At 63.5% G+C, this 19,877-nt stretch carries 20 protein-coding genes; 13 read left to right on the top strand and 7 right to left on the bottom strand.

Translation table 11 applies throughout. The annotated features are described in order from the left end of the window. The first annotated feature begins 22 nt into the window (after positions 1-22). The 10 genes from P0D70_RS14055 to P0D70_RS14010 all read left to right on the top strand — a co-directional run bounded on the left by P0D70_RS14055 (position 23) and on the right by P0D70_RS14010 (position 10,204). Positions 23-910 (top strand): DMT family transporter, encoded by an 888-nt coding sequence (locus tag P0D70_RS14055; RefSeq protein WP_408184935.1) that lies wholly within the window; start codon positions 23-25, stop codon positions 908-910. A 124-nt stretch (positions 911-1,034) separates the two neighbouring features. After that, on the top strand, positions 1,035-1,931 hold the full coding sequence (gene sapR, locus P0D70_RS14050; RefSeq protein WP_091802010.1) for a sap1 transcriptional regulator SapR: 897 nt from the start codon (positions 1,035-1,037) through the stop codon (positions 1,929-1,931). A gap of 151 nt (positions 1,932-2,082) precedes the next feature. After that, the gene (locus P0D70_RS14045; RefSeq protein ID WP_408184934.1) at positions 2,083-2,364 is read left to right on the top strand and encodes a hypothetical protein; all 282 of its coding nucleotides are present in this window, start codon (positions 2,083-2,085) and stop codon (positions 2,362-2,364) included. A 278-nt stretch (positions 2,365-2,642) separates the two neighbouring features. Continuing rightward, the gene (locus tag P0D70_RS14040) at positions 2,643-3,236 is read left to right on the top strand and encodes a GNAT family N-acetyltransferase (RefSeq protein ID WP_408184933.1); all 594 of its coding nucleotides are present in this window, start codon (positions 2,643-2,645) and stop codon (positions 3,234-3,236) included. A 200-nt stretch (positions 3,237-3,436) separates the two neighbouring features. Further along, positions 3,437-4,294, top strand: coding sequence for a MerR family transcriptional regulator (locus tag P0D70_RS14035; protein ID WP_091802019.1), 858 nt, complete (start codon positions 3,437-3,439; stop codon positions 4,292-4,294). A gap of 274 nt (positions 4,295-4,568) precedes the next feature. Further along, entirely contained in the window at positions 4,569-5,564 is a 996-nt protein-coding gene (locus tag P0D70_RS14030; RefSeq protein ID WP_408184932.1) for a sulfonate ABC transporter substrate-binding protein, read from the top strand. A 123-nt stretch (positions 5,565-5,687) separates the two neighbouring features. Further along, positions 5,688-7,286: a flavin-containing monooxygenase gene (locus P0D70_RS14025; protein ID WP_408184931.1), complete on the top strand. Its 1,599-nt coding sequence runs from the start codon at positions 5,688-5,690 to the stop codon at positions 7,284-7,286. A 118-nt stretch (positions 7,287-7,404) separates the two neighbouring features. Then, entirely contained in the window at positions 7,405-8,313 is a 909-nt protein-coding gene (locus P0D70_RS14020) for an SDR family NAD(P)-dependent oxidoreductase (RefSeq protein ID WP_408184930.1), read from the top strand. Between the two features lie 68 nt (positions 8,314-8,381). Then, the gene (locus P0D70_RS14015; RefSeq protein WP_408184929.1) at positions 8,382-9,263 is read left to right on the top strand and encodes a metal-dependent hydrolase; all 882 of its coding nucleotides are present in this window, start codon (positions 8,382-8,384) and stop codon (positions 9,261-9,263) included. Then, positions 9,260-10,204: an alpha/beta fold hydrolase gene (locus tag P0D70_RS14010; protein ID WP_408184928.1), complete on the top strand. Its 945-nt coding sequence runs from the start codon at positions 9,260-9,262 to the stop codon at positions 10,202-10,204. The genes P0D70_RS14015 and P0D70_RS14010 overlap by 4 nt, the downstream gene beginning before the upstream one ends. On the opposite strand, the gene P0D70_RS14005 is transcribed toward P0D70_RS14010, so the two are convergent. Next, entirely contained in the window at positions 10,179-10,733 is a 555-nt protein-coding gene (locus P0D70_RS14005; protein ID WP_408184927.1) for a putative glycolipid-binding domain-containing protein, read from the bottom strand. The genes P0D70_RS14010 and P0D70_RS14005 overlap by 26 nt on opposite strands. Before the next feature lie 238 nt (positions 10,734-10,971). On the opposite strand from P0D70_RS14005, the gene P0D70_RS14000 reads away from it, so the two are divergent. From P0D70_RS14000 to P0D70_RS13990, 3 genes are read left to right on the top strand one after another with little or no spacing between them, the layout of a single operon-like run. Continuing rightward, positions 10,972-11,916, top strand: coding sequence for an urea transporter (locus P0D70_RS14000; protein WP_408184926.1), 945 nt, complete (start codon positions 10,972-10,974; stop codon positions 11,914-11,916). A gap of 57 nt (positions 11,917-11,973) precedes the next feature. Further along, the gene (locus P0D70_RS13995) at positions 11,974-12,750 is read left to right on the top strand and encodes a class II aldolase/adducin family protein (RefSeq protein ID WP_408184925.1); all 777 of its coding nucleotides are present in this window, start codon (positions 11,974-11,976) and stop codon (positions 12,748-12,750) included. A 47-nt stretch (positions 12,751-12,797) separates the two neighbouring features. Next, positions 12,798-12,983, top strand: a complete 186-nt coding sequence (locus P0D70_RS13990) for a 4-oxalocrotonate tautomerase (RefSeq protein WP_091802047.1) — start codon at positions 12,798-12,800, stop codon at positions 12,981-12,983. A gap of 170 nt (positions 12,984-13,153) precedes the next feature. Here the strand turns inward: P0D70_RS13990 and P0D70_RS13985 are convergent, their stop codons facing one another. From P0D70_RS13985 to P0D70_RS13960, 6 genes are all read right to left on the bottom strand, one after another. Then, complete coding sequence (locus P0D70_RS13985; protein WP_091802050.1) at positions 13,154-14,353, bottom strand: porin; 1,200 nt, start codon at positions 14,351-14,353, stop codon at positions 13,154-13,156. 100 nt (positions 14,354-14,453) lie between these two features. Further along, the gene (locus tag P0D70_RS13980) at positions 14,454-15,806 is read right to left on the bottom strand and encodes a TRAP transporter large permease (RefSeq protein ID WP_091802054.1); all 1,353 of its coding nucleotides are present in this window, start codon (positions 15,804-15,806) and stop codon (positions 14,454-14,456) included. Between the two features lie 7 nt (positions 15,807-15,813). Further along, a complete protein-coding gene (locus P0D70_RS13975; RefSeq protein WP_408184924.1) occupies positions 15,814-16,293 on the bottom strand; it encodes a TRAP transporter small permease in 480 nt (159 codons plus the stop codon). A 146-nt stretch (positions 16,294-16,439) separates the two neighbouring features. After that, entirely contained in the window at positions 16,440-17,432 is a 993-nt protein-coding gene (locus P0D70_RS13970) for a TRAP transporter substrate-binding protein (RefSeq protein WP_091802060.1), read from the bottom strand. 635 nt (positions 17,433-18,067) lie between these two features. Further along, on the bottom strand, positions 18,068-18,994 hold the full coding sequence (locus P0D70_RS13965; protein ID WP_091802063.1) for an SMP-30/gluconolactonase/LRE family protein: 927 nt from the start codon (positions 18,992-18,994) through the stop codon (positions 18,068-18,070). Beyond that, positions 18,991-19,833 carry an NAD-dependent epimerase/dehydratase family protein gene (locus P0D70_RS13960; RefSeq protein WP_408184923.1) on the bottom strand — a complete coding sequence of 281 codons (843 nt, stop codon included), beginning with the start codon at positions 19,831-19,833 and terminating at the stop codon, positions 18,991-18,993. The genes P0D70_RS13965 and P0D70_RS13960 overlap by 4 nt, the downstream gene beginning before the upstream one ends. Between the last annotated feature and the right edge of the window lie 44 nt (positions 19,834-19,877).

Below are 19,877 nucleotides of genomic sequence, written 5' to 3'. Positions count from 1 at the left end.
TCCTCACGCATGGACTCTCCGGATGGACAAGACAACCAACGGCTGGCTGAGCGGCTTCATAGGCGTGTTGATTTTCAGCGGCTCGCTGCCGGCCACGCGCATCGCCGTCGAAGGCCTGGACCCGCTGTTCCTGACGGTCGCGCGCGCAACGATCGCCGGCACGCTCGGCCTGTTGCTGTTACTCGTGTTTCGCCAGGCGCGCCCCGCGCGCCGCGACCTGATCCCGCTCGTGGTAGTCGCACTCGGCGTGGTGATCGGCTTTCCGCTCCTGACGGCGTTGGCGCTGCGGCACGTGAGCTCGGCGCATGCCGTGGTGTTCGTCGGCCTCCTGCCGCTCGCCACGGCGATCTTCGGCGTGCTGCGCGGCGGCGAGCGTCCGCAACCGGCGTTCTGGCTGTTCTCGGCACTCGGCAGCGGCGCCGTAGTAGCCTTCGCCTTGCGCCACGGGCTCGACGCATCGCCCGTTGGCGACGCGCTGATGCTGGCCGCCATCGTCGCCTGCGGGCTGGGGTATGCCGAAGGGGCGCGTCTGTCGCGCCATCTCGGCGGCTGGCAGGTGATTTCGTGGGCGCTCGTGCTGTCGCTGCCGCTCATGCTTCCGCTCGCCTTGTGGGCACGGCCCGCATCGTTCGACGGAGTCAGTCACGCGGCGCTCTGGGCGCTCGCCTATGTGTCGCTCTTCAGCATGCTGATCGGCTTCGTGTTCTGGTATCGCGGCCTCGCGCTCGGCGGCATTGCGGGCGTCGGACAACTGCAACTGCTGCAGCCGTTCTTCGGCCTGATGCTTGCGGGACTGCTCCTGCACGAACAGGTGCCGCCCGCGATGATTCTCGTCACCGTCGTGGTCGTGGCCTGCGTGGCGGGCGCACGGCGCTTCTCACGGGCGGCGCCGGCGCGGCCGGTTGCCTGATCGGCGCATCGTCCGCGGTACGCATTCGCGTTAGCCGTTTTCCAGACGCGCGCGGCGCGAGCAGCCGGTTGAATATGTCATCATCCCGATGATCGATTAACCACTGCCCCGCCACGCGACTACGATGCCGACCGCATTTGCTCAAACCGTCGAAGCCCGCTTTGCCGAACTCACCCCCACCTCCAAACGCGTCGCCAGCTATATGCTGGCCAACCTCGACCGGCTCGGTCTCGAAACCGCCGACCAGATCGCCCAGCAAGCCGGTACGAGCGGCATTTCGGTCGGCCGGTTCCTGCGCAGCATCGGGTACCAGAATCTCGACGACCTGAAGCGCGAACTGCGCGGGGCTCAGGAGCGCCCCTGGCTGATCACAGACCGCCTCGACGCGTTCCGCCGCACCGCGGGCCATCACGACGACACCCCGCTGGAAGCCGCTTCGTCCGTCGCGCCCAACCCCGCGCTCGCCCACTCGCTCGAACTCGAGATCGGTGCGATCCAGCATGTCTATCAGCTCGCCCAATCGCCGGTGTTCGCGCGCGTGGCCGAGCGTATCGCCAACGCCGATGCGGTCTACATTCTCGGCATTCAGTCCACGCGCGGCATCAGCAACGCGTTCTACAGCTACCTGGAATACATCCGCCCGCGCGTGTTCTATTCCGACGGCATGTCGGGTTCATACGTCGATTCGCTGAACTCGGGGTTCGAAGCGCCGTATCTGATCGTCACCGACACCCGCGCCTATTCGAAGGTCGCGCGCCGCTATTGCGAAGCCGCCACACGTCGCGGCCTGCCGTTCGCGCTCATCACCGACATTTATTGTCCGTGGGCGCGCGAATTCGACGGCGATCTGCTACAGGTCAAAACGGACGTCGGCCAGTTCTGGGATTCGCTCGCGCCGCTTACCTGCCTGTTCAATCTGCTGATCTCGGCGATCGTCGACAGGCTCGGGCCGGACCTCGACGAGCGCGTGGCGCGCAACCGTGAACTGCAAAGCGAATTCGATCAGTTCGACGACCTCTGACGCATTCCGCTCGCTTCGCCTTGCGACCGACCATCGACTCAACGCGCGCGTCACCGCTCGACAATGAGGCAAGCGGGCTGCTGCGCCTGATGTGATCGATCGACTGTCAGGAAAACAGGTATCCTCACCGGCTCGTTCAGAAGGAGGACCCATGAAGCTTTCAATTTGCCTGGCTGCCGCCGCGCTGGCATGCTCTGTTGGCGCATACGCCCAGACTTCGCAAACCTTCCGTTTCGGCGAAGGCCAAAGCGGGCTGCCTTCAGGCAATACGCACCCCGCGCCCGCGCCTCGTGCGCAGGCTCAAGCGCCGGCGGCTGCGGCGCCTGACGAACAGCACGCGTCGCAGCCGAAAGCCAGCCCGAAACATAAGGTGAAGCATTCCCGGCACCATCGCGGGCATGTGACACAGCCCGAGACGTACTCGCATAACTGAGTAGCGCAAGCCTGGCCGTGCGCATGGTGCGGCCGAACTGAGTGGCGCAATCCCGGCCGTGCGCGCGGCGCGGCCGAACTGAGTGGCGCAATCCCGGCCGTGCGCGCGGCGCGGCCGAACTGAGCGGCGCAATCCCGGCCGTGCGCGCGGCGCGGCCGATCAGTCCGTGCACGGATACCGGCTATACGTCCCGGCGATTTTTGACTCGCTTCAAATTCGCGCGCGCGGCGGGCATAGTAAAACGTATCCGCAGACTTATCGCCACGACAGGAACACGTATGAGCACCACCCGCCCCGCGCCCTCTGTTGCGGCCTCAGCGAGCGAAGCCGCCCCGCTGATCCGCGACGCCACTGAAGCCGACCTTCCCGCCATCCAGGCCATCTACGCACACCACGTCCTGACCGGCGTCGCCTCGTTCGAGGAAATTCCGCCTTCCGTCGACGACCTGCGCATGCGGCTCGCATCGGTACGCAGCCATGGGCTGCCGTACATGGTCGCGCAGATCGACGGTGAGGTCGCAGGCTATTGCTACGCGACGCCGTACCGGCCGCGCGCCGCGTATCGCAACACCATCGAAGATTCGATTTACGTGAACGACGCCTATCGCGGCCGGGGGCTGGGGCGCGTATTGCTCCAGGCGCTGATCGAGCGCTGCGAAACCGGACCGTGGCGCCAGATGGTCGCCGTGATCGCGGACGGCGGCAGCGGCGGTTCGCTATCGCTGCATACGCAACTGGGTTTCGAATTGACCGGCAAGTTGAAGTCGGTGGGTTTCAAACACGGTCGCTGGCTCGACACCACGTTGATGCAACGCACGCTTGGCAAAGGCGATTCGACCTCGCCGGACGACATTGCGCCGGCAGGCGTCTGAAGCGTGACGCCCGTCACGTCTGAAACCTACGCAATGCGTCGCGCAATCCGTCGTTCATGCGCGGACAGAAAAGCACTCACGGTGAATCGTGCAAAAGTAGCACCGGCAATATAAGCGCATCCCCGCGAAAGTTCCGATCACCGGCGTGCATGCGGCGGGCGCGCTGGCGGCCGCGCGCGCCAGCGCGTTAAAATCCCGCCATGCCCAACACGCCGCCTCCTGTCCCGCCGCTGTACGCCGATTCCGGCGACCCGGCCAGCGCCTCGCCGCGCAACGAATACACCGTCGACGAACTCGCGCGCGTCACCGACACCACCGTGCGCAACGTGCGCGCCTATCAGGACCGGGGACTGCTTGCACCGCCGGAGAAGCGCGGCCGCGTCGGCGTCTACGACGACACGCACGTGTCGCGTTTGAAGCTGATCAACCATCTGCTCGCACGCGGCTACACGCTAGCCAACATCCAGGACCTGATCATGGCCGTCGACGAGGGCCACGATCTTCGCTCCATCCTCGGTCTGGAAACGGCGATCGGCGGCCGCTGGTCGCGCGAGCGGCCGAAAAAGTACTCGCTGATCGAACTGCTGCAAATGTTCGGCGACAAAGCCTCGCCGAGCGCGCTCGGCAAAGCGGTCGAGCTCGGCCTGCTGGAGCGCAACGGCCTTTCCTTCGTGTCGGGCAGCCCGACAGCATTGGCCGCCGGCGCCACCATGGCGAAGGAAGGCATTCCGCTTGCCGACCTGCTCGACGCCGTGGGCATCGCAAGGCCGCATTTCAACGCGGTTGCCAAAGCGCTGGTCGATCTGGTGGTTCGCCAACTGGACCGCTACGAGGCCGGCGCCCTGCCGCCGCCCGCCGACGTGCCCGCTCTGGTCGAGGCTATCTGGCGCGTGCGGCCGCTCGCCATGGTGCTGGTCGAAAGCGAAATGAACCGCGCGCTCGAAGAAGCCTCCGGCGACTACCTGGGCGACCGCGTCGCGGGCATCATGGAAAAGAAACTGGGCCATCCCGCCGAAGGCACAGCGGCCGCAGTGAAGAAAGACAAATCAAAAAAGTAAGCCTGCGCGCAGTCGCGGCCGCGTTAGTGTTTGTACACGCCCACTGACCCGGCGAGCGGGACGCGTGAACGGCGCCCCCCTCCGGCGCACGTCATATTCAAATCTGCATTGCTTCGTTTGATCGGCGGGACGTCCATGCGACGATCCCCGAACGTCGCCGCAACACGTTTTCAGGCGCCTCCGCAAACCCTCGCCATGGCTAGCGCAGACGTGCGCAGATCACGCTGAAAACAAACCGCGGCCACACCAATCGAACGCAATGGAGATTCGCAGGATGGCCTGTCACACCGGTTTTTCGCTTCAATTCGCCGCGGCCCTGCTCGCGGCATTCACGACTTTCAGCGCCACCGCGCAGACCAGCGGCAACGCCGGCGAGCCGGCCAGGGTATTGCGCATCGGCTATCAGAAATCGGGCTTGCTCGCGGTGCTCAAGGCCCAGGGCTCCCTCGATGAAAAGCTCAAGCCGCTGGGCTATAGCATCAAATGGTTCGAATTCCCGGCAGGACCGCAATTGCTCGAAGCGTTGAACGCGAACAGCATCGACTTCGGCTACACGGGCGCGCCGCCGCCGGTGTTCGCACAGGCGAGCGGCGTGCGCTTCGTGTACGTGGGTGCGGAGCCGTCGGGACGTCACGCCGAAGCCATTCTGGTCAAGAACGACTCGACGCTGCATGACGTGGCCGATCTGAAGGGCAAGCGCGTCGCGCTGCAGAAGGGATCGAGTTCGAACTATCTGCTACTGGAAGCGCTCAAGAAAGCGGGACTGCGCTACGAGGACATTCGTCCGGTGTACCTGCCCCCCGCCGACGCCCGCGCCGCCTTCGAAAGCGGCAGCGTGGATGCATGGGTGATCTGGGACCCTTACTACGCGTCCGCGCAGCAGGCGCTCAAGGCACGCACGCTGGCCGACTACAGCGAACTGAACGCGCCGTACAACTTCTATGAAGCGACGCGCGACTTCGCGCAACAGCATGCCGATGTGATCGGCGCGATTCTCGGCCAGTTGCGCACCGCCGGGTTATGGGTCAACGCCCACCCGGTGGAAACCGCCGCGCTGATCGCGCCGAAGGTCGGTCTCGATCAGAAACTGGTCGAGACGTGGGTGCGCCGCTATCCTTATGGCACTACGCCCGTCACGGACGAAATCGTGCGCTCGCAGCAGAGCGTCGCCGACGCGTTCTACGGCGCCAATCTGATCCCGCAGAAAATTACCGTGAAAGACAGCGTCTGGCAGAACCGGGACGTCGCGGCGGCCTTGGCCGCGAAGTGAACATCGCGTGCCTTCGGTACTAGAGGGGCGCGTCTAACCGCCTTCTTGCGTCATCCGTTACCAGCCTCTATTGTTACATCGACCAATGTAACAGTTAAGAGAGTAAAAAAGGAGACGGAACGGATGAACGCACGCATGCTGCCTCACGACACCGCGGCGCCGGACGCGTCCGCGCCTATCGAGACCGACATCGCCATTATCGGGTCCGGGTTTGCCGGCCTCGGCATGGCGATCCGGCTGCGCCAGGCCGGTATCAGCGATTTCATCGTCGCCGAGAAAGCCGACTCGGTTGGTGGCACCTGGCGTGACAACCACTACCCCGGTTGCGCCTGCGACGTCCAATCCCACGTCTATTCGTTCTCCTTCGCCCCGAATCCGCGCTGGACTCGTATGTTCGCGCGCCAACCGGAAATCCGCGCTTATCTGGAGGAATGCACGCAGCGCTTCGGCGTGCAGCGGCATCTGCGCTTCGGCCACGAACTCGCAACGGCGACCTACGACGAGACGCGCCACCGCTGGCAATTGACCTTCGCGAACGGCCAGCAATGGTCGGCGCGCGTGCTGATCTCGGGCATGGGCGGCCTCTCGCGCGCGGCCATGCCGAACATTCCCGGCATCGAAAACTTCAAGGGCAAAGCGTTTCATTCACAGCAGTGGGACCACGGCTATTCGCTCGAAGGCAAGCGCGTCGCCGTGATCGGCACCGGCGCGAGCGCGATCCAGTTCGTCCCGCAGATCGCGCCGCGCGTCGCGCATCTCGATCTGTTCCAGCGCACGCCGCCGTGGATCATGCCGAAGGCCGACCGCCGCGTGAAACCGCTGGAACAATGGCTATTCAAGCACCTGCCGTTCACTCAGAAGATCATGCGCTCGGCGCTCTACTGCATGCTCGAATCGCGTGCGTTTGGCTTTGCGGTTCATCCTTCGCTGATGAAGACGGCGCAAAAAGTCGCCGAGCGGCATCTGCGCCGCCAGGTCCGCGATCCGCAATTACGCGCGACGCTCACGCCCAACTACACGATGGGCTGCAAGCGCATCCTGATCTCAAACGACTACTTCCCCGCCCTGTCGCGCCAGAATGTTTCGGTGACGACCACCGGCATCGCCCGTATCGAGGAGGACGCCGTCGTCACTACGGACGGTAAGCGTCACCGCGCCGACTGCCTGATCTTCGGCACCGGTTTTCAAGTGGCCGATCCGTTTCCGCGCGGCGTGGTGCGCGGGCGCGGCGGGGTCGATATCGTCGACACATGGCGCGACGGCGCGCATGCATATCTCGGTACGACATTGCCTGGTTATCCGAACTTCTTCATGATCGTCGGACCGAATACCGGTCTCGGTCATAACTCGATGGTGTTCATGATCGAGTCGCAGGTCGAATACATTCTGCGCGCACTGAAGACGATGGCCGCGGAACGCGCCGACGCCATCGAAGTGCGTCCGCAGGTAGAGCGTGCCTACAACGAACAGATCCAGCAGAAACTCGGCCGCGCAATCTGGTCGACGGGCGGCTGCAAGAGCTGGTATCTCGATCCGAAAACCGGCAAGAACACCACGCTGTGGCCGGGATTCGCATACAAATTCCGCCAGGCCACCAGCACGTTCAGCATGAACGACTACCTTGCGTATTCGCCCGCGCCGCAACCGGCAAGCGAGCCGATGGTGTCGCCGCCGCCCGCCCATGCTCACGGCGGCGCGACGGCGTCGGTGGAGGCGACCTGAGAGGACATAACGATAACGACAGGCGCTGTTCAGAGAGGACAACAACAATTTCGCATAGGGCCGGAGTGAAAGGTTGAAGCACTAGCTCTGGTTGAACGCTGTGCATGGAGATAAGCCAATGAAAAACTTTACCGACAGAGTGGCCGCGATCACCGGCGCAGGCTCGGGCATGGGCCGCTCGCTCGCGATCCAGCTCGCGCGCGAAGGCTGCCACCTCGCGCTAGCCGACCGCAATGCTGCAAGCCTCGCCGAAACTGCGCAGCTTGCGCAGGCCGCGGCGCCACACATCGTCGGCGCGCCGCTGCGCATCACCACCCGCGTGCTCGATGTCGCGGACCGCGCCGCGATGTTCGACTGGGCCGCCGAAACCGCCGCGCAGCATCAGCGCGTCAACCTCGTGTTCAACAACGCAGGCGTCGCGCTGTCGAGCACCATCGAAGGCATGGACTACGCCGATCTGGAGTGGATCGTCGGCATCAACTTCTGGGGCGTGGTGCACGGCACCAAGGCATTTCTGCCATACATCAAGGCGTCCGGTGCGGGGCATATCGTCAATACGTCTAGCGTGTTCGGACTGTTCTCCCAGCCGGGCATGAGCGGCTACAACGCGACCAAATTCGCGGTGCGCGGCTTTACGGAAGCACTGCGCCAGGAACTCGACCTGATGAAGTGCGGCGTGTCGGCCACCTGCGTGCATCCGGGCGGCATCCGCACGGCCATCGCGCAATCGAGCCGTATCTCGTCGAACATGGTCGGCTTCATGCTGGAAACCGAACAGCAAGGCAAGGACGACTTCGAGAAGTTCTTCATCACCACCGCCGACGAAGCCGCGCGTGTGATTCTCGACGGCGTGCGCAAGAACAAACGGCGCGTGCTGATCGGACGCGACGCGCGGGCCGCCGACTGGCTGGCGCGCACGTTGCCGGCGGCCTATCAGGCACTGGTGGTGATGCAAACGCGGCGCATGAAACGCATTGCGGAGAAACGCGCGCGGCGCGCCGCGCAGGTGGACGGCAAGCGCGCATAAAGCTGCGCCATGCGCGTCACTCGCTCAGAACATTCAGCAACACATAGAGACTCACAAGGAGAAAGGCCATGATGCCGGTTCGCCGCGACCTCCGTTTCAACTTGCCGCAGGAACGTGCCTGCGATTGGCACGTGCAGGGCTCGCATGTGACACACTTCTTCAATGCGCTTTCGCTGCTGTTTCCGGCCGGCGAGCGTTTCTTCATGGACAGCGTGCGCAACTACCGCGACCAGGTCGACGACCCGGTGCTGAAGAAGCAGGTGCTCGGCTTCATCGGCCAGGAAGCCATGCACACGCGCGAGCATGTGGAGTACAACGATCTGTTGCAGGAAGCCGGCTTGCCCGCGCATAAGCTCGACAAACGGCTATGGGCGATTCTCAACTTCGGCCGCAAGGTTCTGCCGCATTCGTACCAGCTCGCGGTCACCGTCTGCCTCGAGCATTACACGGCCATGCTGGCGGGCCTGCTGCTGCAGGACGCGACGCGCATCGGCGGGTCGGTGGAGGGCTATACGCAGATGTGGACCTGGCATGCACTCGAAGAAACCGAGCATAAATCCGTTTCGTACGACGTGTGGAACACCGTGCTCAAGCCCGGACTCGGCCGTTATCTCCTGCGCACCGGCACCATGCTCGCCACCACCGTGACGTTCTGGCTGATCGTATTCGACTACCATGTGCGGCTCATCATCGCCGACCGCAAACGCGGTGGGCATCTGCGCGGCATGTGGCGCGTCGTGAAGTATCTGTACGGCCCGCGCCACGGTGTGTTTCCTCGCATCGCCGGTGAGTGGCTGAGCTTTTTCCGGCCCGGATTTCATCCGTGGGATCACGACAACCGCGCGCAACTGGCGCGTATCGACGGACTGGTTGCCGCGGTCGATGCCACCAATGCGGCCACGCCGAGCGCCCGCAAAGCCACGCGGCGCGGCGTGCAGGCGGCCGCGTGATACGCGACACGCTCTCGGTCGAGGCCGGCGGCGTGCGGCTCGCGGTTTATGTGAGCGGACCGCGCGAGGCGCCGCCCATCGTGCTGGTACACGGCTACCCTGATTCGGCGGCAGTGTGGGAACCGGTGCGCGCGCAACTGGATGCGCGCTATCGCGTGATCGCCTACGACGTGCGCGGCGCGGGCGCCTCCGAGGCGCCGGCCACGCGTCACGCTTACCGGCTCGAACGCCTCGCCGCCGATCTTGCCGCCGTCGCCGACGCCACGTGCGGCACGCGGCAGTTTCACCTCGTCGGGCACGACTGGGGCTCGATTCAATGCTGGGAAGCCGTGACCGATCCCGCGTTCAAAGGCCGCATTGCTTCGTACACGTCGATCTCGGGGCCGTGTCTGGATCATGCTTCCTTCGACTTGCGCGGCGGCGGTGACACTCAACCCGCGCAGCAGACAAAGAAGCGCCCGTTCGGCAGCAGTGTCCGGCAGACGCTCAAGTCCTGGTATATTTTCTTTTTCCATTTGCCGTGGCTGCCCGAGCTGGTATGGCGCGCTGGCGGCGCACGTCTGTGGCCGCTATGGCTGCGGGTGACGGAACGCGTGCGCCCGGCGCCCGATCCCGCGCAGATGCGCAACGCGATCAACGGCTTGAATCTCTACCGCGCCAATTTCATCGACAAGCTGCTGCACCCGCGCGCGCGTCATGCGCACGCGCCGGTGCAATTCCTCGTGCCGCTGCGTGACCGTTATGTCGGGCCGGCGCTCTCTCTTGGACTGGAGGGCTGGCTCGGCGCATATGAACGCATCGAGATCGATGCGGGCCACTGGGTCGTGCTGCGCGAACCCGAACGGATCGCGGCAGGCATCGAGCGTTTTGTGGAACGGCACCGCACGGACCACGGCGGCTCGGCCGCATCGACGCTCAACGCTCGAGCGGCAGGCGTGTGAACAGCGTCGGATAGTCGATCACGAGGCCGTCTTCGTCCACCTTCATGTCGGCCGTAAAGTCGCGGAAGATGCCCTCGTAGCGATACTCGCCGTGCAACGCGATGCACGTATAGGCTTGCTCCACGCGCGTGACCTGCAAATCCGGCGTCGAGATATACGCTACCGAAATGGGCCGGCGCTCGCCCTCGGCCAGTTGCAAACGGCGAATCGGCAGCGTGTTGGTGAACGGCGTGGCGGCGATATCGATGTCGATGCAACCTTCGATCGCACTCAGTGCAAGACCGTGGCCATCGCGCCAGTGGCCCTCGCCATCGCCATGCAATTCCAGTTCGCCGCCGCCGACGATCTTCAGCCACGCAAAGCGCGTGTGCCATTGCGCGTCGCAACGCACCTTGTAGTGCAGCCCATACGGCTTCCCATAGCGCTGCCCGACCAGCACGCTTTCTACCGCGAAGCCATCCTCATGCGCATCGAACGCCAGATGTTCGATGCCGTCGCCCTCTTCCGATGCCCACCGTACCTCACGCATCTGACTGTCTCCTCGTGAAACGGCGCAGCCTGCACGCCGGGCTACTATCCTAGCGCGAAAGCTTTCGGCTCACCGACACGCCGTGGCGTGGCCAGTGTCGCAAATAGCCACTATCAAGCATGGCGATGCACGGCGCGCCGTAGCTGGCCTATCCTCGCCATTCCCAGTTCTCCTGCCGGCGCGCTTGCCGTGCGCGCCCGGGATTTGCGCCTCATCGACATCACGCCGCCTTCACCTCATGCACGCCGCCGCGACCGAAGCTCAATCCGCCGCCTTGCGCACGCTCTTGCGCAGTCTCGGCCAGATCGTGCTACAACCGAACGCCTTCACCGGCGCGTGCCTGCTCGGCGCATGGCTTCTCGACGACCCGCGCCTCGCTTGCGCCGCGCTCATGGGTGCAGTTGCGGCCAATGTGAGCGCAGTCCTGGCCGGATATCGCGAGGATGATACGCGTGCCGGCTTGCACGGCTTCAACGGCGCGCTGGCGGGTCTCGCCGCCTTCAACTTCATCGCCGACAATGCCACCGCCGCCGCGGTGGCGATTCTCGCCGCCACCGCCACGGCATGGCTTCTGGAGCCATGGTCGCGCATGCTGCGCGCGCGCGGGCTCGGCTTTTTTTCAAGCCCGTGTCTGATCATCAGCTGGCTTTGGCTGCCGTTAGTCGCGGCGAACGCGCAACCGGCAAGCGTGGCCGCGACGCCCGCATCGAGCGCGCTGCAATGGGGCGGCGGCCTGCTCGCCGGTTTCGCACAAACCGGCTTCGCATCAGACGCACTGCCTGGCTTGCTGGTGTTGATCGGGATCGCGGCTTCGTCACGCAAGCATGCGTTGCGGGCGTTGATCGGCGCGGGGTTCGCGAGCGTCGCGCATCTGATGCTTGGCGCGACGGCAAGCTCGTTCGATGCAGGCCTGTTAGGATTCAACGGCGCGCTGACCGCGCTAGCGCTTGCCGACTGCGGTGTCGTTACGATGCTCGGCGGTGTGGCCCTGTCGGTCGTGCTGCAAGCGGCGGCCGCCCACATCGGCTGGCCGGTTATGACAGCGCCTTTCGTCCTCGCGACGTGGAGCGTGCAATGGCTCAGGCAGCGCGCGGCGCATGGCGTCGCGGTCGCCGAACCGGCGCAGCGGATCGACGCCGTGCGCAGCGCGGCGACTCCGGGTCCGGCCAGCCGCGTGAGTTAGGCCGTCGGGCAGCGCCATGCATGCGCCGCGGCGCTGAAAAAATTTCAGGAGACAGTCATGTCGTTCACTCACACCCCTGCCGGCCGCGTCGCCGAAGCGGGGCCAAGGTCCGATGCGGAGCGGCAAACCCGCGTCGACCTCGCCGCCGCCTATCGGCTCGCGGCGCTCAACGGCTGGGACGATCTGATCTACACGCATATCTCGGCGAGCGTTCCGGGCGAGCCCGGCCACTTCCTGATCAATCCATTCGGCCTCGCCTTCGATGAAGTCCGCGCGTCGAACCTCGTGAAGATCGATATAGACGGCAACATCGTCGGCGCGAGCGAACATGCGGTGAACGCGACCGGCTTCGCGCTGCACGCGGCGGTTCACGCGGCACGCGCCGATGCGTTCTGCGTGATGCATTTGCACAATACGGCGGGTGTGGCGGTTTCCGCTCAGCCGGCCGGCCTGCTGCCCGCTTCGCAACATGCGCTGCGCTTTTACGGCCACCTCGCGTATCACGCTTACGAAGGCCTTGCGTTCACGCCTGCGGAGGGCGAGCGTCTCGTCGCGCATCTCGCCGACAAACCCGCCATGCTATTGCGCAATCACGGCACGCTGACCGTTGGGCGCACCGTCGCGGAAGCCTATGTGCTGATGGCAACACTGCTCAAGGCATGCGAGATCCAGTTGCAAGCGCAAACATGCGGCGCGGAACTCGTCGTGCCGAGCGATGCAGTCGCCGCACGCACCGCGGAACAACTTTACGACGGCGGCGCCATTGAAGGCGCACTCGAATGGCCTGCCCTGCTGCGCAAACTCGACAGGCTCGATCCCGGCTATCGCACTTGAATTCGCCTCACGCTCACCTCAAACCCATCCCTATACGGAGTCACCCCATGCCCACGTTTCATATCGAACTCTTCGAAGGCCGCTCGGTGGAACAGAAACGCCAGTTCGTCGAAGCCATTACCAAAGCGACCTGTGAATCGCTTGGCGTCGAGGCCAACTCGGTGGAGATCATTCTCACCGACGTGAAGCGCGAAAACTGGGCAACGGGTGGGCGTTTGTGGTCTGACGCGTGAAGGCGAAGCGCGCCGTACGCGCCGGCTGGTCCGACGCGCGCAATGCCAGGCGGCCGGCGTCGTCGAAGAGGCTGCGCGCATTGCGCGCGCAGCCTGTGCTGCCCGGCGACGCGCGTTAAAAAACGCGCCGCCGTGGCGGCGTAGCAACACACCGCCACTGGGTTACGCCATCAGAACTTGTGGATGATGCCCACGCCCGCGGCAAACTGGCTACGCGACGAGGACGGCGCGCTATTCTGACCGTCGCCGATATCAGCCGTTGCATTGATGATGCTCACGCCGTTCGTGCCCAGCGTCTGGCCGCCTGCGCGTTGATACGCCTCGAGCGCGTACAGACCGGTGCGCTTGGAGAGGCTGTAGTACTGCGACAGGTTGAACTGCTGATAGCTAGCCGAGCTCGTGATGCCGTTCGCTTTGGTAGCGCGCGTATAGCTGTAGCCCGCAGCGAGGTCCAGTGCCGTCAAAGGCTTGAAGTGCAGCACGGCGCCGCCTGTGTTGAAGATCGCCGTGGTGTGGAAAGGCGAGTTGATACCCGGAATGTACTGCACGTTCGAGTACGAGAACGACACATCCCACTGCGGGGTGAAGGTATAGCCACCCGTCACCGCCACGCGCTGCTGAGCCTGGGCGCGCTGATAGCCGTTGTTGATGCCCGACACGCCAGCCTGAGCGCCGTTGTTGGACGTCGTGGAGTCAGCGCCCCATGCGCCGCCGCCAGGCGTCGAGTTGTTGATGCGCTGGAAGCCGGCCGCAATGCCGAACGGACCATTCAGGTACTGCAACGCAGCGCTCCACGTCGAACCGGCGTTGAAGCTGCCCGGCACGCCGCCCAGCGAATACGAGCCGCTAGCCGTCAGGCCGTACAGGTTCGGCGACGTGTACACCAGCGAGTTATTCGCGCGGTACAGCGTATCCAGAGAGTCGATGTCGCCCGGGTGCGCGCCGTATGCGCCCGTCAGCCACGTGGTCGGGCTATACGGCGAGAGCATCGTGTAGTACGACGTATATTGGCGGCCGGCCGTGAACGTACCGTAGCTGGCGTTGGCCACGCCGACATAAGCCTGACGGTTGAACCCGAGGCCGGAGACGGACTGTGCGCCGGTTGCGCTGTTAAAGCCCTCTTCCAACTGGAAGATCGCCTTGGTGCCGCCACCCAGATCCTCCGAGCCCTTCAGGCCGAAGCGGCTGCCAGCCCAGACCCCGTTGACCATTTTCACAACCGAACGGCCACCGGAGGTCGAGCCGAGCGTCGTCTGACTGCTCTGATAACCGATCCCCGCGTCTACGATCCCGTACAACGTCACGCTGCTCTGAGCGTGTGCGCCGAGGGCGACCAACCCAAGGGCCGAGGTTGCTAGTGCCTTTTTCATTTCTGCTCCTCTTTAAAAGATTATTCTTTGTTTGCCGCACTGTACGAGCGCCGCCGGGCGCCCCCAAAGGGCATATTCTTCGGGACGCTAATCAAGGATTTCAAAATACCGGGTGACCATTGATCAGGCTAGGCAACCACGTGGAAAACATCGGTACATAAGTGACGATGTTGATCGCGCTGAAGATAGCCAGGTAATACGGCCACGCCACCTTGGTAGTTTCACCAATCGACACATTGCCAATCGCGCAGCCAATAAACTGCACCGAGCCGATCGGCGGGTGCACCAGACCCAATGCGCAGTTCAGCAGGATCATGATCCCGAACTGCACCGGGCCGACGCCGGCGTGCATCGCCATCGGCAGGAACAGCGGCGTGGTGATCAGGATGTGCGCCGCCATATCGACGAACGTGCCGAGGAAAATCTGGATCAGGTTGATGTACAGCAGCATCAGCCACGGCAGGCTGGTCGCGCCGTCGAGCATGTGTTCGATCGCGTCCGGAATCTCCAGATACGCCATCTGGTAGCGCAGCATGTTCGACACGCCGATCAGCAGCAGCACCACGCCGGTCGTCTTGGCAGCCTTGGAGAGCGCGTGAAACAGCTTCTTCATCGTCATCGAGCGATACACGACGATCGTCAGCACCAGCGAATAAAACACGGCGATTGCAGCGGCTTCTGTCGCGGTCGCAATGCCCTTTGCCACGCAGACCAGAATGATCGCAATCACCATCAAGCCGGGCAATGCGCCAAGGAATGTGCGGGCCACGGCGAACCAGCCGGGGAATCGCTGCAGTTCCGTCGAGCCGTCGGGACGGCGCGGATAACCGTATTTGACCGCTTGCCAGTACGCGGCGACCAGCACGAAACCCATCACCCACAGCACCGGCAGCAGACCGGAAAACAACAGATCGCCGATCGAGACGCCGCTCATCGGGTGTCCATTCAACGTGCCGGTGATACCCTGCGCCGCGAATGCGTAGATGATCATGTTGGTCGACGTCGGCATCAACGCGCCTGCCAGCGACGAGTGCGTAGTAACGTTGACCGCATAGGCCGCGCTGTAGCCTTCACGCTTCATCAACGGAATGACCACGCCGCCCATCGCCGACGTGTCCGCCGAGGGCGAACCGGAGACCCCGCCGAACAACGTGCAGGCGACCACGTTGGCCATGCCGAGACCGCCGCGGAAATGCCCGACCGTGGCTTGCGCGAAACGCAGGATGCGGTCCGCAATGCCGCCGTGCAGCATCAGCTCACCGGACAGAATGAAGAACGGGACCGCGAGAAACGAAAAGCCGTTGATCCCCGAGATCATCGACTGCATGGCGGTGGCCGCCGGCAAACCCTCGTACAGATAGGTCAGGACGCACGAAAGCCCTAGCCCGAATGAAACAGGAACGCCGAGAAGAAGAAAGACAAGGAAACTGACGGAGAGGATGGCGAGTTCCATGATTGCTCTATTTTTGTTTCTGTGCAAAAAGCGCGAGCAGGTTCTCTAGCGAGAACATTGCAATGCAGACGCTGGCAAAAACCGGGATGCAATAACGCAAAGATTCAGGCAAGCCAATAATGGGAATGCGGTCTTCCATGGTGGCCTCCACCATCTGCAGACAGCCGAAGAAAACCGCTACCGCGAACGTGATCAGGCAAATGTGCTGAAAGGCCGTCGCGACGAGTTGACCCTTCGGCGGCAATTTCTTGACGAGCGAGTCGAGCCCGATATGGCCGCCTTCGCGCACTTTGAGCGCGGCGCCGAACATGGCGATCACGATCACCAGCAGAAGCGCGATGGGCTCGACGAAATCCGGTGCATCGCTGAATACGTAGCGCATCACGACGCTGTAGATCACCAGCAGGCTCAGCACGGCGAGACTCACCGACGCTACGACAACCAGCGCGCGGAACAGAAAATCATTTGGGCGCTTTATGAAACTCATTGACCCCATCCTTGCATACGACCGACCTGTCTTTATTAGTCAGCAATCCTGTTCGACTCTTCAGTTCAGGAAGCGCGCAGCGGCAGCGCTCACGACTCTTCTCGCGAGCCCTTCGCGCCGCTGCGTTGCTTCCTTTCAGGCGAACCTTATTTGACTGCCTGGATTTCGTCGACGATCTGCTTCATTTGCGGGGTCTTTTCGTACTTTGCCCAGACCGGTTGCATGACCTTGACGAACGCGGCACGATCGATCTGCGACGCGCCGACGATGGTCGCGCCGCCCTTCGTGACGGTCTTGCTCGCGTCGGCTTCGCGCGCGGTCCACAGCTTCTGGTAGTACGGCACCGAGTCGGCGGCAGCCTTCTTGATGATTTCCTGTTCCTGCGGCGACAGCGTGTCCCACACCTTCTTCGAGAACACCAGCACTTCCGGCGTCATCGAATGCTGGGTTTCGGAGTAGACCGGCGCGACTTCGAAGTGCTTGGTTTCTTCGTACGACGGCAGGTTGTTTTCAGCGGCATCCACCAGACCCGTCTTCAGGCCCGTGTAGACCTCGGCGAACGGCATCGGCGTGGGCGTGCCGCCCATTGCGCGGATTTCGTCGACCATCAGATCGGACGGCTGCACGCGAACCTTCAGGCCCTTCATGTCAGCGGGCGTGTGAATCGGCCTCTTGGTGTAGATCGAACGCGCGCCGCTCTCGTAGAACGTCAGCGCGATCATGCCCTTCGCCTTGAAAGCGTCGAGAATCTTCTGGCCTTCCGGGCCGTACATCACTTTGCGGAAATGGTCGATGTCGCGAAACAGGAAAGGCAGCGACGGGATCATCGATTCAGGAACGATTTCGTTGAAAGCCGCGCCGTTGGCGCGCGCCATGTCCAATGCGCCGATGCGCACCTGATCGATCGTGTCGTTCTCGGAACCCAGTGCGCTATTGCCGAAGACCTTCACCGTGTCCTTGCCGTCGGTTGCCTTCTTGATCTGCTCTCCCATGTATTTCACGGCCATGTTGGTCGGATAGGTGTCGCCATGCACGTCCGACACGCGGAACACACGCGCTTGTGCCGACACGGTGCTGAAGGCCAGCGCCGAAGCCGCGACGATCATCGAAACACGGGAAAAGGCAAACTTCTTGTTCATCGTGAAATTCCTTGAAAAATTGACCATCCAATCGATTGCGGGGGCCGCCTGCGGAGGGCCGCTTACGGGTGACCGCCTTCGGATGCGACATGGTTTTGCTGCGTCTCCCGGCTCGGCACCCGCCACCGCTGGTGGTCACGCGCGCTTTGCCGTGCTGGTCTGTGCAACTTCCCCGGCGCAGATACTCAGCACTCCTGTCAGACAACTCGACTCTTTTACTTTTGCTTCAACTGCTCGGCTTGCGCCTCGCGCGCGAGTCATCGCGCACGAGACGTTGTCCGCCTCATACCGAATAACCTGAAACTCACAGAAAGGAATTTGTTTGGGCTTATATGTTGTACGACGACATATGAAGTCTATAAAAGGCGGTTTGAGTTGTACAGACGGTATTTACCCGCACCGCAGAGACGTCGGCAGGGATGACCGATCGATCGCATGCTGAGGCTAAGCGCCAGCCGGCGCGGCCTTGCCGATGCGGAGACCAGCGTCGCCAAAAGCTATTTTCCGCGGCCGCACCGCGGGGCGACCGTCGCCTTTCCACCACAATGTTGTACGACGAGTGACGAATCGAAGTAGCCAAAACAAAGGCGCCGGACATGTCGTCATGTCCGGCGCCTTGCTCCAATACGCTCCGCTTACAGCTGACCCGCGAACTCCGGTTCCGGCAACCCGGTTACGCCAGGCCGCACGGCGAACAGATGGCCGTCGTGCTCGCTCGCGTTCGCGGGACGGATCGACGTCACGAACAGCGTATCCAGATCGCGCCCACCGAAGGCGCACATCGCCGGCTTGGTGGCCGGCACGGCAATCTGCCGGTCGAGCTTCCCTTGTGGCGTAAAGCGCAGCAACAGGCCGGCGTCGTTCGCGCAAATCCAGTAGCAGCCGTCGGCATCTACCGCTGCGCCGTCAGGACGGCCCGCATGATGATTCAGATCGGCGAACACGCGACGGTTGCGCGGCTCGCCGGTTTCGATGTCAAAGTCGAATGCCCAGATCTGCCGGCGCAAAGGATGCGAGTCCGACAGGTACATGGTCGTACCTTCCGGCGACCACGCGAGGCCGTTCTGCGTGATGAGCGCGTCGACGACCGGCGCGGACAGCACACCGCGCCCGTCGAATCGATAGAGCGCGCCGGCCGGCTTGGCCGCTGCCATGTCCTGCACCATCGTGCCGGACCAGAAGCGCCCCTGGCGGTCGCAACGGCCGTCATTGAAACGCATGTCGTCGCATGGGAAGTCCGGCGCGGCGAGCTTGCGCCCTGTCACCTGCACGGGTTCGCCGTCAGCCGAACCCTCAGTGAGCGCGACGGCGAAAAGCCCGGTCTCGCAACCGGCCAGCACCGTACCGCGCTGATCGAACGCAATGCACGCCACTTTCTCCGGCAACCGCCATTCGGAGCGCTTACCCGAATCGACGTGTAGCCGCACGATCTTTTGCGCCGGAATGTCCACCCAGTAGAGCGCCTGTTCCGCCACGCGCCACACCGGGCTTTCGCCAACGGAGGCCGGTGCCTGTCCCGCTGCCTCCACCCGCTCCACTCGCGGGTTCGCTGCGGCGCTCACCGCTTCGGCTCCATCGGGCCGGCCAGCACGAATGGGCCGCCTTGAAAACGCTGCGTCGGATCGTCGAGGTTGGTCGTGGGTGCGGCGACCGGAAAGAGATGCTCGAATTCGATCGAACTGTCCTGCGGACGAAAGCCGAGGAACGCCGCTTTGGTGTTATCCACCCACTTGGTCCGGTTATCGGAGACGCCGTAGACGATCGCGTGGCCCACGCGGTTGGTGAAGAGCGAGCAGCGCACCAACTCGATGAAGTCGCGATAGCTCAGATACGTGACGAGCATGCGCGGATTCTTCGGCTGCTCGAACGACGAGCCGATCCGCAGGCACACCGTCTCCAGACCGAAACGATCGAAGTAGTATCGCGACAACGATTCGCCGAAGCACTTCGTCACGCCGTACAGACTATCGGGACGCAACGGCGCGTCGACATCGACCACCTCCGTCACCGGATGAAAGCCCACCGCGTGATTCGAGCTCGCATACACGATGCGCTTCACGCCCTGCTTCTGCGCAGCCGAATAGAGGTTGTACAGGCCGCGAATATTCGCTTCGAGCAGATCTTCAAACGGCGCCTCGACGGAAATGCCGCCGAGGTGAATCACCGCGTCCACGCCTTCGAGCAGCGCGTGAACGGCGGCTTCGTCCGCGAGATCGACGCTCGCGGATTCTTCGTGGGCCGCCACGTCGCCGAGCGGCGCGATATCCGAGACGCGCACGATATCAGCCCACGCGGCGAGCGCGCCACGCAATTGCTTGCCCAGGTTGCCCGCCGCGCCAGTCAGCAGCAGACGGCGGAAGGGTTTCTGTGCGGCGCCGCGATCGAGGTTCGAGTCAGTCATGTTTCTATTGTGGTGTGAATGCGATCAGGTCTGCATGATGCATG

The organism is Paraburkholderia sp. RL17-381-BIF-C, from assembly GCF_046026435.1.
In the GTDB taxonomy this organism is placed as follows: Bacteria; Pseudomonadota; Gammaproteobacteria; order Burkholderiales; family Burkholderiaceae; genus Paraburkholderia.
This window is presented reverse-complemented; position numbering and strand designations above follow the sequence as displayed.

Bases quoted from the DNA above. Each gene is read 5' to 3' on its own strand.
- P0D70_RS13995 (WP_408184925.1), top strand. From the start codon at position 11,974: ATGTCGTTCACTCACACCCCTGCCGGCCGCGTCGCCGAAGCGGGGCCA.
- P0D70_RS13970 (WP_091802060.1), bottom strand. From the start codon at position 17,432: ATGAACAAGAAGTTTGCCTTTTCCCGTGTTTCGATGATCGTCGCGGCT.
- P0D70_RS13985 (WP_091802050.1), bottom strand. From the start codon at position 14,353: ATGAAAAAGGCACTAGCAACCTCGGCCCTTGGGTTGGTCGCCCTCGGC.
- P0D70_RS14045 (WP_408184934.1), top strand. From the start codon at position 2,083: ATGAAGCTTTCAATTTGCCTGGCTGCCGCCGCGCTGGCATGCTCTGTT.
- sapR (WP_091802010.1), top strand. From the start codon at position 1,035: ATGCCGACCGCATTTGCTCAAACCGTCGAAGCCCGCTTTGCCGAACTC.
- P0D70_RS14020 (WP_408184930.1), top strand. From the start codon at position 7,405: ATGAAAAACTTTACCGACAGAGTGGCCGCGATCACCGGCGCAGGCTCG.
- P0D70_RS14000 (WP_408184926.1), top strand. From the start codon at position 10,972: ATGCACGCCGCCGCGACCGAAGCTCAATCCGCCGCCTTGCGCACGCTC.
- P0D70_RS13990 (WP_091802047.1), top strand. From the start codon at position 12,798: ATGCCCACGTTTCATATCGAACTCTTCGAAGGCCGCTCGGTGGAACAG.
- P0D70_RS14040 (WP_408184933.1), top strand. From the start codon at position 2,643: ATGAGCACCACCCGCCCCGCGCCCTCTGTTGCGGCCTCAGCGAGCGAA.
- P0D70_RS14055 (WP_408184935.1), top strand. From the start codon at position 23: ATGGACAAGACAACCAACGGCTGGCTGAGCGGCTTCATAGGCGTGTTG.
- P0D70_RS14030 (WP_408184932.1), top strand. From the start codon at position 4,569: ATGGCCTGTCACACCGGTTTTTCGCTTCAATTCGCCGCGGCCCTGCTC.
- P0D70_RS14015 (WP_408184929.1), top strand. From the start codon at position 8,382: ATGATGCCGGTTCGCCGCGACCTCCGTTTCAACTTGCCGCAGGAACGT.
- P0D70_RS13960 (WP_408184923.1), bottom strand. From the start codon at position 19,833: ATGACTGACTCGAACCTCGATCGCGGCGCCGCACAGAAACCCTTCCGC.
- P0D70_RS13975 (WP_408184924.1), bottom strand. From the start codon at position 16,293: ATGAGTTTCATAAAGCGCCCAAATGATTTTCTGTTCCGCGCGCTGGTT.
- P0D70_RS14005 (WP_408184927.1), bottom strand. From the start codon at position 10,733: ATGCGTGAGGTACGGTGGGCATCGGAAGAGGGCGACGGCATCGAACAT.
- P0D70_RS14025 (WP_408184931.1), top strand. From the start codon at position 5,688: ATGAACGCACGCATGCTGCCTCACGACACCGCGGCGCCGGACGCGTCC.
- P0D70_RS13980 (WP_091802054.1), bottom strand. From the start codon at position 15,806: ATGGAACTCGCCATCCTCTCCGTCAGTTTCCTTGTCTTTCTTCTTCTC.
- P0D70_RS14035 (WP_091802019.1), top strand. From the start codon at position 3,437: ATGCCCAACACGCCGCCTCCTGTCCCGCCGCTGTACGCCGATTCCGGC.